Source organism: Neobacillus novalis NBRC 102450, from assembly GCF_001591805.1.
GTDB classification, from domain to species: domain Bacteria; phylum Bacillota; class Bacilli; order Bacillales; family Cytobacillaceae; genus Neobacillus; species Neobacillus novalis.
In genome coordinates this window covers 18176-34573 of record NZ_BCVP01000015.1, presented here as the reverse complement: position 1 = coordinate 34573, position 16398 = coordinate 18176, and the positions used below count along the sequence as shown (strand labels likewise).

Genomic DNA, 16398 nt, shown 5'->3' with positions numbered 1-16398 from the left:
CCTAGTTATTCTTCAAGTGATTTTTGAATTGAAATCGAGCCCGTTTTTGTATCAGCGTAGATTCTTACCATTTTATCAGGATGGTTGACGGATTGGAAGCGAAGCGATTTCTGAATCATTTCGCTTTTCTCCTCAAGAACCTGGACGCCGACAAGGTTTAAATTAAAGCCGCCCAGATTGGTTTTAAACTCGCCATTGATAGGCGCGCCCTCAGGGACAAGCAAGTCAATGCCGCCCGTTGTTGCTTTTGCTTGAAGCAATTCTGCACGATTCCCACTTAATTTGCAGCTGATATTTCCATTAAAGGACTGCGTTTCAACCCTTTTGAAATCACCATCAAGGTTAATAGCACCGTTAATTGTCTCGGCCTCAAGGTCATCGAATTGACTGCTCGTCATGTTGATTTTTCCGTTCGCTGTTTCAATCTCTGCTTTTTTTCCGTTCAAGCGGTTAAGGCTGATTTTTCCATTAGCAGTTTTCACGCGCAGGTCATGGACATCCATTTCTTCACCAGTAACTGCACCATTGAACATCCGAATGCGAACCCGCTCATATTGCGCTTTTGGTACAAGAATGATAGCTTCCACCTTCATCCATTTTTGCTGGGTTATAAACCGTAATTTCTGATTGTCGGCTGAAAAATTTACATCTCTTAAAAAGTTATGCCGTGCCTGATCCTGATTGTCGACGCGGTAAACCTTCGCCTGGCATTCAATCCTGACGTCCGGCTGATCCCAGGCCGCTATCTTAACGGAACCATTTGCGACATCAATGTCCAGATCCTTTAGATCGACGTCCGCTTGGTGAAAGATATGGGAAATATCAACGGATTGTCCGAAGTTCAAGTCAAAATCCAAGTCTTTTATTTTTTTCAAAGCACTGTCGACAAAGTCAAAAATCTTATCCTTTGTCGATTGGTATTTCGCCTGGAAAGGCTCTTCCTTTTTCGCTTCCTCAAATTGGACGGCCGTTGACAGCTCGTTCACAATTTGCTCTTGCTTCTCTTCCATCGTCTTCTGGGCTTTTTCCAGTTCTTCCAGCAATGTTAAGGCTTCGTCAACTGGAAGCTTTCCTTCTTCCACCATTTTTAAAATACGTTTTCGTTCCTCTTTCATGGTCTCCACCTCAAATATAAAATTTTTCTCTCTTAAAGCTTATTCAGCTGTAAGGACCTTTACGCCTTTTACAATATTCCAAATGAGAACAATAATCCAAATCAGCATTAATGCGACAATACTTATAATCGTAAAAGCAGGAACCTGATCGTGAAGGGTAGCAATATCATGCCAGACAGCAGCAACAATCAGCGGTGTCGGAATCAATGGAATTAAATGCGATAACAGTGATTTCTTCGCATGTGTTTTTGTCACTTCATCCCCTGTTGCAAAGTAGACTACCAGCGGAAAAAGAAACCCTGCGAAAAAAATACTAAAATAACACAAACTTGAAAGCACTTTTCTTGTATCCATATCGTCATCACCTCTATCCTATATTTACGGAAGGGAAAGCTGAAGGTTTCAGTTTTTTTAAAATTATAAATCCGCGCGGTAGGTCCGGTATTTATTTTCAAAAAACTTTTGCAAGCCATCGGCGAACAAATTAAAGGTGTAAATCGTCACGGCAATTGCACCAATTACGGAAAACGGAATCCACTGATAGGAGAAAATATCCGCCGTGATTTTTTCAAACATCGTTGGCCAAGCAAGAGAGGTATTTACGACTTCATAGGCACCCCACTGATTCGTTATAAACGTATGGGTAACATAGACATGAACAACGCCCAGCTGCGCCAGCAAGAAAAGCACCCTGCCAATATCATTAACAATTAAAATAATCAGATGCGGAATCACGACAGGCATATAATAGTTTTTAAACAGCCTTAGCGGCGTCCCGCCAGCGACAATTCCGGCTTCAATATACGGCCGTTTCTTTGTTTCCTTCAAATTTTGCAGGATAATCTCGGCCACCCTCCCCGTTTCAAGCATCGCAATCACAAGAATGACCCACAATCCTCTTTCCTTGGAAAAAAAAATCAGCGGCAGTGTCACGAAAAAGGTCACAAAAAAGATCGGCGGCATAAAGGAAAACAGCTGCTGCCAGCCCTGCAGTATTTTTTCCAGCAGTTTCGAATAAAACCCGCCGATGGCTAACGGGATGGCCAATACATAGCGGATGACCACGACCAGGATGACGATGGTCAATGTTTCTTTCGCCCCCATAATAATCAGACTGAGAACATCGACGCCTTTATGATTACTGCCTAGCGGGAAGCCTTCCCGCGGTGGAATCGGCGGCAGAATAAAGGATCCTGTTTCGGTTTTGATCACACCATGTTGCTTTAATTGGTTATCGACAAACGGCAAAGACGGCCCGGCGAACACGACAATCAGTAAAACTAGTAAAAAGAGCGAACTAATCCAAAGCTTCCAATTCTTCAATTCTATTCCTTCCTTTCCAAAGGCGATACTAAGCCTCTTGCGATTTCACTAAGAACCTTCGCCAGATAAATCACAGCGGTAAAGAGGATAACATATCCTGCTGCCGGGTATACCGCAATTGAGAAGTCCTGTCCAACCATGAAGGCTTTCGGCGACGTAACCGTTTCGTAAAAAAAATAGGCGGCGCCGCGATAATTTGTCAGGAATTCGACGATGAATAAGTTTGAGAGCGCATATAGAGTAATCGTATTGGTATGGCTTAAAATTTTGACAAAGCAATTTTTCAAGACGTGGCGGTACAATACCTTAAAGGAGGAGGTTCCTTTAGAAAAGGCCGTCCGTATGTAATCCATTCCCTGCTCGTCACGGATGCTGAAAAAAGTAATATTGGCTATGTAAAATAACGGATAAATCGCTAGAAAGATAATATCTAAGATGACGACACTCGGCTGGTCGCTGCCATAAACGACAATATGTGGAAGCAGACCGGCCTCAAAGCCTTCCATAATCAGAAGCTGCAAGGCAATGATCAAAAATAAATCCGGAATCGAGAGAAAGAATCTTGTTGTATTAACCCCAAACAGTTTCCCTCTTCGATTGCGAATCCGGTAGTCGAAAACCCCTTTGGCGATGCCGAGGAAAAAGCCTAGGAATAGGGCGGGAATGGTAATCAGCATGCTTTTTTGGAAGGTGCGCCAAATATTTTCTGAAAGCGAGACCCCGTTATAAACGGTGCCAAGGCCTTTATTTTCCTTAATGTATTGAAAAAACTCCTTAAATTGGTTGACATGGTCGCCGACGGTATAACTAGAGGTCGCCGATTTATACATGCCGCCGGCCCCGGTTTCATAGGCGGCTGTGCGCGGCAGGAATAAGAGTGTCAGAAACAGGATGATGGTTATCAGCCATAAAAGGGTCTGGTGAAAAATATTACGCAAAATCATCTATTTATCTCCTTTTTTTGGAATCATCTACTATTCTACTAATATTTCAAAATTATTTCAATTTTGCGAATGTCATTACATAAAAAATCACCTTTTTTTGAAAAAGGTGATTGGTGGCCGGGATTTCGCCAACTTTCGGATTAATTTCGCCAAACTTTGATTGCATTTCGCCAAACTGGGCACGTATTTCGCCAAACTGAGCCCGGTTTTCGCCAAACTGTGATGGGATTTCGCCAACTTCTCCATTTATTCCGCCAAACCTGGATTCCAGCAACGGGAATTCGACCTGCATCTTTATCCGGCTGGCTTCTCCAATAAAAAAAAGCTAAAACATAAAGTTTTAGCTTTTTACGGTCATTTCTTTCTCTTCAATTTGCTGTTTCATTCGTAAGCGGTCTCGCTCGAGAATCGGTTTTAGATACCTGCCCGTATAAGATTCTGGGGCTTCTGCAACCTTTTCCGGTGTTCCCGTTGCGATGATCATCCCGCCCTTGTCTCCGCCTTCTGGGCCAAGGTCGATAAGATAATCAGCCGCCTTAATGACGTCAAGATTATGTTCGATGACCAAAACGGTGTCTCCATTTTCAACTAAACGCTGCAGCACAACAAGCAATCGCGAAATATCATCAACATGGAGACCAGTTGTCGGCTCGTCTAAAATGTAAAAGGATTTTCCGTTAGAACGACGATGGAGCTCAGAGGCAAGCTTGACACGCTGGGCCTCGCCTCCGGACAGTGTTGTTGCCGGCTGGCCAAGTTTGACATAGCCGAGACCGACATCCAAAATTGTCTGCAGCTTGCGGCTGATTTTTGGAATGTTTTCAAAAAATTCAACAGCTGCCTCAACGGTCATATCAAGAATATCAGAAATATTCTTCCCTTTGTACTTCACTTCCAGTGTTTCCCGGTTATAACGCTTGCCGTGGCAAATTTCGCAAGGAACATACACATCTGGTAAAAAGTGCATTTCTATTTTAATTATCCCATCGCCGCGGCAGGCTTCACAGCGGCCGCCCTTGACATTAAAGCTGAAGCGGCCTTTTTTATAACCGCGCACCTTCGATTCATTCGTTGAAGCAAACACATCACGGACGTCATCGAAGACACCGGTATAGGTCGCCGGATTGGAGCGCGGCGTTCTCCCGATTGGTGACTGATCAACATCGACCACTTTTTCTAGATAATCGATGCCTTTGATATTCTTGTGTTCCCCTGGTTTCGTTTTTGCATGATGAAGCTTTTGCGCCAGTGATTTATGAAGAATCTCGTTAATGAGTGTACTTTTTCCGGAACCGGATACACCGGTCACCGCAATAAACATCCCGAGCGGAATCTTGGCATTGACATTTTTTAAATTATTTTCAGAAGCGCCTTTTATTTCAATATAGCGGCCATCCGGCTTGCGGCGCTCGAGCGGTAAAGGGATAAACTTCTTCCCCGACAAGTACTGCCCCGTCAGCGAATTTGGATCGGCCATTACTTCTTCAGGTGTTCCCGCTGAGACAATTTCCCCGCCGTGCACGCCGGCACCCGGGCCGATATCAATTAAATAGTCCGCGGCCAGCATCGTATCCTCGTCGTGCTCGACAACAATTAATGTGTTGCCTATATCGCGCATGCTTTGCAGCGTGCCGATTAAGCGGTCATTGTCACGCTGATGGAGCCCGATGGACGGCTCATCTAAAATATATAATACGCCTGTTAATCGTGAACCTATTTGTGTCGCCAAGCGAATTCGCTGCGCCTCACCGCCGGACAGCGTACCAGCCGTGCGGCTCAGCGTTAAATAATCGAGTCCGACATTAACTAGGAAGCCAAGGCGCTCGCTGATTTCGCGAAAAATCAGCTTCCCAATCTGCATTTCTTTTTCCGAAAGCTTTAATTCGGCAAAAAATTGCTGCGCTTCTTCAATCGACAGGTCGGTCACATGGGCAATATGGTGACCATTGATCAGGACTGCTAAGGTTTCCTTTTTCAAGCGGTAGCCTTTACAGGTTGGACATGATTTTTGGCCCATGTATTTCTCCATTTGCTCACGGATATAATCAGAGCTTGTTTCCTTAAAGCGGCGTTCGACATTGGGAATAACCCCTTCAAATTCAATATTCCCTTCACGAATTTGGCCAAAATCATTCTCGTAGCGGAAGTAAATTTTTTCGCGGCCAGAACCATAGAGAACTTTTTCAAACAGATGCTCGGGAATATCCTTAACGGGAATATTCATGTCGACGCCAAAATGATTGCATACCGCCTCCAAAAGCTGAGGGTAATACTGTGAGCTTGTCGGCTCCCACGGGGCAATCGCATGCTGCTTCAGGGTTAAATCCTTATTTGGAACAACGAGGTCGACATCGACTTCAAGCTTGGAACCGAGCCCGTCACACTCGGGGCAAGCACCGAAGGGACTATTGAAGGAAAACATCCGCGGCTCCAGTTCTCCAATCGAAAAACCGCAAATGGGGCAGGCATGGTTTTCACTGAACAACAGCTCTTCCTCGCCCATCACGTCAACGATGACTTTTCCTTCGCCAAGCTTTAGGGCCGTTTCTAAGGAATCGGCAATCCTCGCGGAAACCCCTTCCTTAACGACAATCCGGTCGACGACCACTTCAATCGAATGCTTTTTGTTTTTTTCCAGTTCAACCTCATCCCCGATATCGACCATTTCCCCGTCGACACGAACACGGACAAAGCCTTGTTTTTTAATATCTTCGAAGACCTTCACATGCGTTCCTTTACGACCGGAAACAACCGGGGCAAGGATTTGCATTTTTGTTCGTTCCGGATAATCGAGAATCCGGTCAACCATTTGCTCAATCGTTTGCGATGAGATTTCTATTTTGTGAATCGGGCAGGTTGGGTGTCCGACTCGGGCATATAATAAGCGTAAATAATCATAGATTTCTGTCACCGTCCCGACTGTTGAGCGCGGGTTCCGGCTTGTTGTCTTTTGGTCTATTGATATCGCTGGGGACAGGCCCTCAATGGCATCGACATCTGGCTTATCCATCTGGCCGAGGAATTGCCGCGCATAGGCCGAGAGCGACTCGACATAGCGGCGCTGCCCTTCGGCGTAAATCGTATCAAACGCGAGTGAGGACTTTCCCGAACCGGAAAGTCCGGTTAAGACAACAAGCTTATCTCTCGGAATCGTGACATCAATATTTTTTAAATTGTGGGCCCTGGCGCCTTTCACAATCAGTTTTTCCATTGCCATGTGTGTACGTCATCCTTCCGCTTTCAATTCCAAAATTAAATCACGAAGCTCGGCGGCACGTTCAAAATTAAGCGCCTTCGCTTCAAATTTCATTTCTTTTTCCATTGTCGCAATCAGTTTCTCTTTTTCCTTTTTGCTCATCTTGCCGAACGAGGCCGCTGGTGTGTATGCCTCCTGGTCTTCGGCCGCATGGGTGGCGCGAATGACATCGCGGATTTCTTTTTGAATCGTCGTAGGTGTGATTCCATGCTTCAAATTGTATTCCTCTTGAATTGCACGGCGCCGCTTCGTTTCGCTAATCGCCAGTTCCATCGAATTGGTGATTTTGTCGGCATACATGATGACGTGACCGTTAGAATTACGTGCAGCACGGCCAATCGTCTGAATTAACGAACGTTCCGACCGGAGGAAGCCTTCCTTGTCGGCATCAAGAATCGTAATCAGCGAAACCTCTGGAATATCCAGTCCTTCACGGAGAAGGTTGATTCCGATGAGAACGTCGTATTTTCCCATGCGGAGCTCACGGATAATCTCAATTCGTTCGAGCGTCTTCACTTCTGAATGCAGGTATTGGACCTTGATGCCAATTTCCTTCAAATAATCGGTTAAGTCCTCGGACATTTTCTTCGTTAAGGTCGTGACAAGGACTCGTTCATTTTTCTTCACCCGCTCGTGAATTTCACCTATCAAGTCATCAATCTGGCCCTCAATTGGCCGGACTTCAATTGTTGGATCGAGCAGGCCAGTCGGACGAATGATTTGCTGAACCATTTCCGGTGTATGCTCCAATTCATAAGGACCAGGTGTTGCCGAAACAAAGATGGCATTATGAACGTGCTTGTCAAATTCATCGAAGGTGAGCGGCCGGTTATCGAGCGCCGATGGCAGCCGGAAGCCGTGGTCGACAAGCACTTGTTTCCGCGCTTTGTCGCCATTGAACATTCCTCTTACCTGCGGCAGGGTGACATGCGACTCATCGACGATCATCAGAAAATCTTCTGGAAAATAATCGAGCAGTGTGTACGGCGTTGAACCCGCTGGTCTTAGGGTCAGATGGCGCGAGTAATTTTCGATTCCCGAGCAAAAGCCCATTTCGCGCATCATTTCTAGATCATAACGAGTCCGCTGTTCAATCCTTTGTGCTTCAAGTAATTTATCTTCAGCTCGGAGGACGGCAAGCCGTTCTTCAAGTTCTTTTTCAATATTCTCAATCGCAACGCGCATCTTCTCTTCTCGGGTAACGAAGTGGGAGGCTGGGAAAATCGCAACGTGTTCTCGCTCAGCCATGATTTCACCTGTAAGCGCATCGACTTCGCGAATGCGATCAATTTCATCACCGAAAAATTCCACACGCATGCAGTGCTCATCACGTGAAACGGGAAAAATCTCCACGACATCGCCGCGAACCCGGAATGTCCCCCGCTTGAAATCAATATCGTTTCGTTCATATTGAATATCTACTAAGCGATGAAGCAGCTGGTTGCGTTCAATCTCCATCCCGGTTCTCAGTGACAGCACCATCTCACTATATTCTTCCGGAGAACCGAGACCGTATATACAAGATACTGAGGCAATAATAATGACATCCTTGCGCTCGAATAAAGAAGAAGTTGCCGAGTGGCGCAGTTTATCAATCTCGTCGTTGATACTGGCGTCTTTTTCAATAAATGTATCAGTTTGTGGCACGTAGGCTTCTGGCTGATAGTAATCATAATAACTAACGAAATACTCAACGGCATTATTTGGAAAAAAATCTTTAAACTCACTATATAGCTGGCCGGCGAGCGTTTTATTATGGGCAATCACTAAAGTCGGTTTGTTTACCTCTTTTATCACGTTTGAAACGGTAAATGTCTTCCCCGTACCGGTCGCACCAAGAAGTGTTTGATGGCGCTTGTTTTGCTTGATACCTTCGATTAATTGCCTAATGGCTTCCGGCTGATCCCCTTGTGGCGAGTACTTTGAAATTAATTCAAATTGGTCTTTCACAAAAAGTTTCCTCCCCGTAATATAAATCACTTTTCAGCTTAATAACCTTGTTAATGGACCGGGATGGCGCCGCAAAGTGTCCCAGTAAAATTTCATATTAACATTCTACCACATTCACCCAAAAACAAACCAATAATATGCGAACTAGCATTCGTTTTTTTATCATGAGGATTATTTTGTCCTTTAAATCCCGTAAAAAAAGTCTGCCGAAAATCGACAGACTTACCATATCCTAGCTTCTTTTCACCGCTCGCTGCTTCATTTTTGCCGCCAGCCAGAACCCGGCGGTTAAGGAGAAGGCGTCAATCACAATAAGAAAAAATGAGCCGGTATAACCTTTATATACAGACGCGGCAATAAGGGCAACGGTTAAAACAAGACCGATAATTCGATTGTAAGTGACCCGTGTAAACAGCAAAACTAGTAACCCCGGCATAATTAAGGCTGACAAGTATCTAATAACATCTAACAATCGGTCCACACCCATTCAAAGATTTCTGTTAATTCATTCTAGGAATTAATTTAAAAAATTGCAACAAAAAACTAACATGAATTTCAACTTCCCATCGATAAATGGAAATATATTTTATATGAGTAGTACACCAACCTAATAAAGGCGGTGTGAGCAGAGCCCGGCTTTTCCTTTTCAAAGTTCGAATTGTCAATTTTCACTTCCGATTGGTCATACCGATTCGTTTATGCGGCGCTCCGCCCCTTTTCAACCAAATACTTCTGCTGTGTTATTTTTCAATTTCGATCGCTGCGGTGTGTTGCTGAGAAACAAGGCTAACCAGCACAAATCCTAGCAATGAGAGCACAATTGGCACCACTACTGTATGGAGCCCAAAGGCGTTCGGATAAAACCGATCTAATAAGATGTAGGAACCCATCCCTAGAATCATCGACGTGATGGCGCCATATTTATTGCTCCGCCGCCAATACAGTCCCATGATAACGGGCCAAATAAAGACGGACTCCAAGCCGCCGAAAGAAAATAAATTGAGCCAAACGATTAAATCAGGCGGACTTAATGCCAGCAGAATGACGAGAATTCCAATAATCGCCGTGACACTGAAACTGACCTTTTTCACATGATGATCCTTGGCATTGGGCTTAATGTAATTCAAATAGACATCTTTGACTAATGCCGAACTGACGAGGATGAGCAGGGCATCGACAGTGGACATAATTGCAGCCATTGGTGCTGCCAGGACGATACCGGCAACAAACGGCGGCAGCACCTTCATCGATAGCAACGGCATGACGGTATCGCCAATTTTGACACCAGGAAGCACTGGCCTTGCGAACACGCCAATGAGGTGCATCCCAAGCATAATAAAACCGACAACAATTGTTCCGATAATGATGGCACTATGCATCGCCTTTGAGTTTTTATACGACATCGCCCGGACGGTAATTTGCGGCAGCCCGACAACGCCGATGCCGACTAATATCCAGAACGAAGAAACATAAGCTGGGGTTAATGTTCTCTCGGCGCCAAACGGGCTGATTAAATTTGGATTTTCCGCCGCTAAATCGGCGATAATTCGCGGGATACCGCCGCCTGCTTTAATCGTCGCCACCAGCAGAATTAGCGTCCCGAGAAACATAACGACCCCCTGGACGGCATCGGTCAAGGCCACCGCTCGAAAGCCGCCGACAATCACAAAGGCGAGAACGGAAAAGGCAAAGATTAATAGGGCCGCTGTATAAGGCAGCCCGGTTAGGGATTCAACAAGCCGCGCCCCGCCAATCCACTGCGCCGCCATTGATGAAAATAGAAAGATGATAATACTTGCCGCAGATAAAAGGACTACGGTTTTACTTTTATAACGCTCTTTAAGAAAATCAATCAGGGTGATTGCTTTATACTGACGAGCCACAATCGCGAATTTCTTTCCCAGCACCATTAACGTGAAATAACCGGTTGCTAATTGGGCCATCGCCAACAGGACCCAGCCTAAGCCTTGGGTATAAGCGATTCCCGGCCCGCCGATAAAGCTTGAGGCGCTGCCATAGGTCGCGACCATCGTCATCGCGAGGATAAAACCGCCCATTTGCCGTTCCCCTAAAAAATATTCCTCAATAAAGGAATTGGACTTGAGGACGAACTTGTTTGACCAAAAGCCAACGGCAAAAATAATCATAAGGAAGAGAATTAATGGTGTAATGACCGCCCAATTCATTTGCTCTCCCCCTCTTCCTCTTCAAAGGGAACTTCTTTAAACAGAAATTTAACAGTCAAAATGACGAGAATCACCATCACGACAAAGCCGCCAACACAGCTGTAAAAGAACCATGCCGGCAGCCCAAATATGTAGGTATAATTATGGACATCGGTTGAACCAAGGCCATAGGCAAAGCCATACCACCAGATAAAATTAATCAACACAAGAATAATCCCAATCAGGGCTTCTCTATGGGCAATCTTAAAACGCTTGTCCAGCGGTTTGGCTGTTTTTTTCAACTGGACCCCTCCTCGTTTCCGCAACTACGTTATTTTTAACGAATAATGAACATTTTACCAAACAATCCTGAATGCAAAAAGAGGGAACCCTAGGGATAGGTTAATTGTCCCAGTTAATTTCTAATAATTTCATAGAGAAATCCCTAACCTACAATGTAGACAAGGTGCCTGACCCCATGTCCCTGCCCAGCCATAATATTACAAAATCCACCAATATCTGATGGTGTCAGGCACCATTTGTGGAAAAATTCCATTTTTATAGGGGTAATTGTAATTATTTAGGGGAATATATTTGTTAAAAAATACCTGCTTCTATAGTAACATTGTTCATGCTGGTAGTTTTATAAAAGGGGGATGTTATTGGAATGAGGTTAAAGGCAATAGGGAGTTTAGTAGTATTAATGGTCATTTTGCTCATCGGTAATTCAGCGGTAAAGGCGGAAACAACATCCGAATCACTAAAAAGTCTTTTTAACAAGGGGGTTACTAGCGCTGAAAAGGCAAATTTCACTTTTGCCCAAAAACAGAAAATCCGCGAAATGAATAAAGTATTAACTAGCGGTAAGAAATGGTCTGAATCTGAATCAGCTAATCGTCATGCAGCTGCAAAAGCAGGGGAAGAGTATCCCCCTATTTACGAAGTCGAGCCGAATGACTCCATTTCTCAAGCGAATCCATTACGATTAGATGAAATTGCTTTGGGCACATTAGACTACTATGATATTGATACATACAAAATTAATGTGACAAAATCCGGACCATTGGCCGTACTTGGTCTTATGGATGAATATGCATTTTCTGAAATTGGTTTTTTACTATTTGATAAAAATGATAACCTTGTCGACATTGAAGATATCTATCAAGAAGGTAAACTATTAGTAGAATTTTATACTATCAAAGCTGGAACTTACTATATTAAAGCGTTCAATTTAAATGACTATTACGGCGACGGATACGCTCTAATGGCCACGATGAATTTTGGCGATGAGGATACCACTCCGCCTGCTGCACCGCAGGTTGATCGCGTGAATGATAAGGACAATGTCTTAAGAGGAACGGCTGAAGCTGGTTCTGTGATTGAAGTATCCGTAAACGGTTCTGTAGTTGGTACAGCCATTACCGGTGCAAATGGGAAATTCACCGTTTCCATACCTGTTTATCCTGCCGGGACAGTATTAAGTGTAACGGCAACAGATAGTGCAGGAAATAAGAGTAAGGCGACAAAAATTACAGTTGCAAGTTCAACTTTTACCGGCTGGGTGGTTGAAAATGGCAAACGTTATTATTACACCAATGGAGTGAAAAACACTGGATGGTTTTTCCAAAACGGAAAATATTATTTCCTTGATAAAACCAGCGGGGCCATGGTAACAGGTTGGCTGTTCACTGAAAATAAATGGTTTTTCCTTGATAAACAGTCTGGGGAAAAGAAAGCAGGCTGGATTTTCGATGGCGGCAAATGGTATTATCTTGATGCTTATGGTGTAATGAAAACCGGCTGGGTAAAAGATAGAGGTGCTTGGTATTACTTAAATAGCAACGGCTCGATGAAAACCGGCTGGCTGAAATCCGGTAAAGATTGGTATTACCTTGGCGGCAATGGGGCCATGAAAACTGGGTGGATTAAGGATGGAGCAAAATGGTACTATCTCTACAGCAGTGGTAAAATGGCCTCCAGTACAAAAATTGGCACGTACCGCTTAGGTGCTGATGGTGCTTGGATTAAGTAAACGGAATTAAAAGGAGGAGCGAGGTCATCCTAAGATGATTTTACTCCTCCTTTATTTTCATTTTTTTCGTTCCATATGACTTATAGTGCGATGTCATCTAAACCGCCATTTTCAGTTTGTTGAAGTCAATTCGCAAATAAAAGTGTTAGATTCGCAAATAAACAGGTGAAATTCGCCAATAAGAGGGCTAGATTCGCAAATAAGCAGGTGAAATTCGCCAATAAGAGGGCTAGATTCGCAAATAAGATTTATTTTGCGTGCCCCAGCGTCCTTTGTGATCCATTTATCAGCGAAAAATTACACTTTATCGGCGAATATTCCTCATATATCGGCGAATTTTTGATTTTATCGGCGAATATTGAATATTTATCGGCGAATCATTGGACAGGTGTCTATGTCCCAAACCACTTCTTCGCCTCCTCAACTCGAATTGGCATTTCTTCTTTATTGCCCTTCCAGATGGCTGTCATTAATTCGACGATTGGCGGCAGCGTTAGGTTTGCCTGTTTCATGATATCAGGACGCCCGAAAAGTTCTCTTGGTTGAAATGTCCCGAGACACTGTCCTTGATGGATGACAATCACATTCTCCGCCCATTCGGCGACAAACTGCATATCATGGGTGGTGACAATTACGGTTTTGCCCTGCTCCTGCAGCAGCTGTAATATCGATGTCATCCGTTCTTTTCCATATGGATCAAGAAAGGCCATCGGTTCATCCAAAATAAATACGTCCGTTTCCATCGCCAGCACCCCGGCAATGGTGACGTGCTTCTTTTGTCCGTAGCTTAGCTCGGATGGGTTTTCCGTCAGTAAGCGCTCAATCCCTAATAGATTGGTATACTTTCTCACTCTCTCCTTAACGTCTGAAGCGGATATTTCCAACTGAACCGGCCCAAACGCAATGTCATCGGACACTGTCAATGAAATGATTTGGTCGTCAGGGTCTTGAAAAGCAATACCGACATGCTGATATAATTCTTTCCGTAACTTCTTATCAAGCTTTTGGCCACGGAAGAAGATGTCCCCCTGCTGCTGGGCAAACAATCCATTTAAATGAAACAAAATCGTCGACTTTCCCGCTCCGTTTGCGCCAACAATAGCTGTTTTTCTGCCCTCACGAATCGAAAAGGAGATTTCGCGTAATATTGGCTTGTCCTTCGTATAGCCATACGACACTTCGTTAAATTGAAATATATCCACTATCGCAATCCTCCTACAAAAAACAAGCAAAGGACGCAGCCGACCCATAGTGCACAATGCAGCCACTCATATTTTGGGACAAACTCTGTTGTCATTGCCCTAAGTTCTCCTTTGTAACCCTTACTTAACATTCCCGTATAAATCCGCTCCGAGCGTTGAAAGGAACGAAGCAGCAGGCTTCCCAACAATCCGCCCAAAACCCTATATTTCTTAAGCTGAAACCAATTGCCAGTATAAAACCCCCTGCTCCGGAGACTTAACAGCATTTGCCGCACTTCCCCGCGGAACACATCCATAAAGCGCAATGTAAACAGGATTAGCTCAATAAAAATCGCGGGCAGCCGAAGTTCAGCCAACACTTGTAAAAAACCAACAATTCCCAAACGGTAAAATAGGAAGCTGAGCACCTCTGCGACAAACAGTAAGCGGCCGCTATATTGAAGCGCTTTTATCCAGCCATGACTCCCTTCATAAAGCGGAAAGAAAAGAAACGTAAACAGCATAAAAAAGGCGATGGGCTTTAGCTGTTTGACAAAAGCACGAAGCGGAATTCGATAAATAAACAAAAGCAGGAGACCGATGACGAGATTTCCGCCAATCATCACAAGATTCTTCGGTAGAACACCAAGAATAATCAAGATAAGAGCCATCACCACTTTTACTCTTGGCTTCGGCTCCGTAATCATCTGCGTTTCCCAGCCATTTTTCCAAGCAAAAGAAAGAGGACAAACGTAATCGCTACCCCAAGGATGCCGGCAAGACTGGTTGACAGCCATGAATGGACGCCTGGAATCGCGTAGTCAGGGAGTGGTGAATGCAAATAGGAGGTGGCTCTGTCAATAAACCCCAATTGTTCTCCTGTCTTTTCGTAGCCATCGGGATGTGTCGACGCAAGTAACGATACTCCACCGGCAATAAATAACGATACCACTATCCAAAGAACTAACCGTTTCTTCATCGTAACCTCTCCTCACTAACGCCAAGGAAAAAGGAGGAGCGGCGGGCAAACGGAACAACTGCCCCTGTTATCACGCCTTCGCCAATCCCAATAATCACATGCCAAAGAATAAGTGTTTGTAAAGCCAATTGATAGGAAACTACATGTGACGCCCCGAGCTGAAGGGCGGCAAATCCAGCTGTGACAACTACAGAGACCCAACCCGCGATAAAGACCATCACCGAAACCGGAACCTTTGTTTTTCGTACAAGTTTATAAACTAATGTTGCGGCCAGCGGTGCAAGGATCGCCATATTGAGTATATTTACTCCAAGCACACTGATGCCGCCATCCTGAAAGACCACTGCTTGGATGGTGACGACAGTCGTCATAATGAGTGTCGTCGGCCAAAAGCCAAATAGATAGGCAGCCAAAGCTCCGCCAATCAAATGGCCGGAGGCCGCCGCTCCTAATAGTGGAAAATTCACCATTTGCGCTGCAAAGATAAACGCAGCCATCACGCCCATAATCGGCACAGCTGTCTGCTCCAGATTCTTTTTCGATTCTTGAACACTTTTGGCAAGGACGATAACCGATACTGCTGCACCTGTTGCTAAAATAGCGGGACTTAAAATCCCATCAGGAATATGCATAATGATTCTCCTTTTCACTTTTTCTATAAAAATATTTGTGATATCGTTACGTTATAAGGAAGGAGGCAAACTATTTTGACTTCAAAGAAATTAAGCCGGTTTGGTGTATCCATGGAAGAAAGCTTACTTGAAAGTTTCGACCAATTAATTGAAGAAAAAGGCTATAAAACCCGCTCGGAAGCGGTCCGGGATCTAGTCCGTGAAAAATTAGTCAAACATCAATGGAAACAAGATGATCATGAGGTTGCAGGCTGTCTCCTGATTTTTTATGATCACCATCAGCGCCATCTAATGGCAGAATTAACAACGATTCAGCACGACTACCATGATTCGATTCTGGCAACGACTCATTTTCACCTTGATCATCATAACTGCCTTGAAATGATTGTCGTTCGCGGGAATGCCCTAAATATTCGCAGTTTAAGAGATAAATTACTTAGTATAAAAGGAGTAAAGTACGGCCAACTGTCCGTTTCCCCTGTATCCGAACCGTAATCGTGTTACTTTTCAATATAATCGTAACACCAATATATGCCAGTGAAATGGTATATATGTGACAGTTTTTAGTTTATTTAAGGTCAGAAAAGCCGTTTCATTAGTAGTGGAACGAAAGAATCTCCTCATGAATTGGCTCGAATCCTATCAACCATAACAGCTAATGGCCCCTTTACAAAATATAAGAAATATCAATACAATTTTTTTACTTTTTGTCCAATGACAGCCCAATTTGTAGAAAATATAATAATATAGGCAGGGATGGAAGGTTGGTGCCACAATAAAATAAAAGCGCTTACAATTAAGGGTAGCGGGGTATTGCAGAT

Annotated in this window: 16 protein-coding genes; 2 read left to right on the top strand and 14 right to left on the bottom strand. The window is 44.2% G+C overall.

What is annotated here, in order from left to right; all coding sequences use genetic code 11:
* Nucleotides 1-5: 5 nt before the first annotated feature.
* The 10 genes from BANVL01_RS12230 to BANVL01_RS12185 all read right to left on the bottom strand — a co-directional run bounded on the left by BANVL01_RS12230 (nt 6) and on the right by BANVL01_RS12185 (nt 11055).
* Nucleotides 6-1115, bottom strand: a complete 1110-nt coding sequence (locus BANVL01_RS12230; protein ID WP_066091683.1) for a DUF4097 family beta strand repeat-containing protein — start codon at nt 1113-1115, stop codon at nt 6-8.
* Between the two features lie 39 nt (nt 1116-1154).
* Nucleotides 1155-1469 (bottom strand): magnetosome magnetite crystal formation protein family, encoded by a 315-nt coding sequence (locus BANVL01_RS12225; protein ID WP_066091686.1) that lies wholly within the window; start codon nt 1467-1469, stop codon nt 1155-1157.
* A gap of 63 nt (nt 1470-1532) precedes the next feature.
* On the bottom strand, nt 1533-2438 hold the full coding sequence (locus BANVL01_RS12220; protein ID WP_066091689.1) for an ABC transporter permease subunit: 906 nt from the start codon (nt 2436-2438) through the stop codon (nt 1533-1535).
* 2 nt (nt 2439-2440) lie between these two features.
* Nucleotides 2441-3382: an ABC transporter permease subunit gene (locus BANVL01_RS12215; RefSeq protein WP_066091692.1), complete on the bottom strand. Its 942-nt coding sequence runs from the start codon at nt 3380-3382 to the stop codon at nt 2441-2443.
* Nucleotides 3383-3434: 52 nt separating this feature from the next.
* A complete protein-coding gene (locus BANVL01_RS12210; RefSeq protein WP_066091695.1) occupies nt 3435-3674 on the bottom strand; it encodes a hypothetical protein in 240 nt (79 codons plus the stop codon).
* Between the two features lie 48 nt (nt 3675-3722).
* Nucleotides 3723-6599, bottom strand: coding sequence for an excinuclease ABC subunit UvrA (gene uvrA / locus BANVL01_RS12205; RefSeq protein WP_066091701.1), 2877 nt, complete (start codon nt 6597-6599; stop codon nt 3723-3725).
* 9 nt (nt 6600-6608) lie between these two features.
* A complete protein-coding gene (gene uvrB / locus BANVL01_RS12200) occupies nt 6609-8588 on the bottom strand; it encodes an excinuclease ABC subunit UvrB (protein WP_066091704.1) in 1980 nt (659 codons plus the stop codon).
* Between the two features lie 232 nt (nt 8589-8820).
* Nucleotides 8821-9060, bottom strand: a complete 240-nt coding sequence (locus BANVL01_RS12195; RefSeq protein ID WP_425311842.1) for a CsbA family protein — start codon at nt 9058-9060, stop codon at nt 8821-8823.
* A 268-nt stretch (nt 9061-9328) separates the two neighbouring features.
* The gene (panF, locus tag BANVL01_RS12190) at nt 9329-10774 is read right to left on the bottom strand and encodes a sodium/pantothenate symporter (RefSeq protein ID WP_066091709.1); all 1446 of its coding nucleotides are present in this window, start codon (nt 10772-10774) and stop codon (nt 9329-9331) included.
* Nucleotides 10771-11055, bottom strand: a complete 285-nt coding sequence (locus BANVL01_RS12185) for a YhdT family protein (protein WP_066091712.1) — start codon at nt 11053-11055, stop codon at nt 10771-10773. The genes panF and BANVL01_RS12185 overlap by 4 nt, the downstream gene beginning before the upstream one ends.
* Before the next feature lie 365 nt (nt 11056-11420).
* Here BANVL01_RS12185 and BANVL01_RS12180 point away from each other — a divergent pair, with 365 nt between their 5' ends.
* Nucleotides 11421-12785, top strand: coding sequence for an Ig-like domain-containing protein (locus BANVL01_RS12180; RefSeq protein WP_066091715.1), 1365 nt, complete (start codon nt 11421-11423; stop codon nt 12783-12785).
* A 392-nt stretch (nt 12786-13177) separates the two neighbouring features.
* Here BANVL01_RS12180 and BANVL01_RS12175 read toward each other — a convergent pair whose 3' ends face one another.
* From BANVL01_RS12175 to BANVL01_RS12160, 4 genes are read right to left on the bottom strand one after another with little or no spacing between them, the layout of a single operon-like run.
* Nucleotides 13178-13987, bottom strand: a complete 810-nt coding sequence (locus tag BANVL01_RS12175; protein WP_066091718.1) for an energy-coupling factor ABC transporter ATP-binding protein — start codon at nt 13985-13987, stop codon at nt 13178-13180.
* Nucleotides 13987-14673, bottom strand: coding sequence for an energy-coupling factor transporter transmembrane component T family protein (locus tag BANVL01_RS12170; protein WP_066091721.1), 687 nt, complete (start codon nt 14671-14673; stop codon nt 13987-13989). The genes BANVL01_RS12175 and BANVL01_RS12170 overlap by 1 nt, the downstream gene beginning before the upstream one ends.
* Nucleotides 14670-14945, bottom strand: coding sequence for a PDGLE domain-containing protein (locus BANVL01_RS12165; RefSeq protein ID WP_066091724.1), 276 nt, complete (start codon nt 14943-14945; stop codon nt 14670-14672). Before BANVL01_RS12165 ends, BANVL01_RS12170 begins: the two co-directional genes overlap by 4 nt.
* Entirely contained in the window at nt 14942-15577 is a 636-nt protein-coding gene (locus BANVL01_RS12160; protein WP_066147884.1) for an energy-coupling factor ABC transporter permease, read from the bottom strand. Before BANVL01_RS12160 ends, BANVL01_RS12165 begins: the two co-directional genes overlap by 4 nt.
* 75 nt (nt 15578-15652) lie before the next feature.
* Here BANVL01_RS12160 and nikR point away from each other — a divergent pair, with 75 nt between their 5' ends.
* Nucleotides 15653-16072, top strand: coding sequence for a nickel-responsive transcriptional regulator NikR (gene nikR / locus BANVL01_RS12155; RefSeq protein ID WP_082804968.1), 420 nt, complete (start codon nt 15653-15655; stop codon nt 16070-16072).
* Nucleotides 16073-16398: the final 326 nt, after the last annotated feature.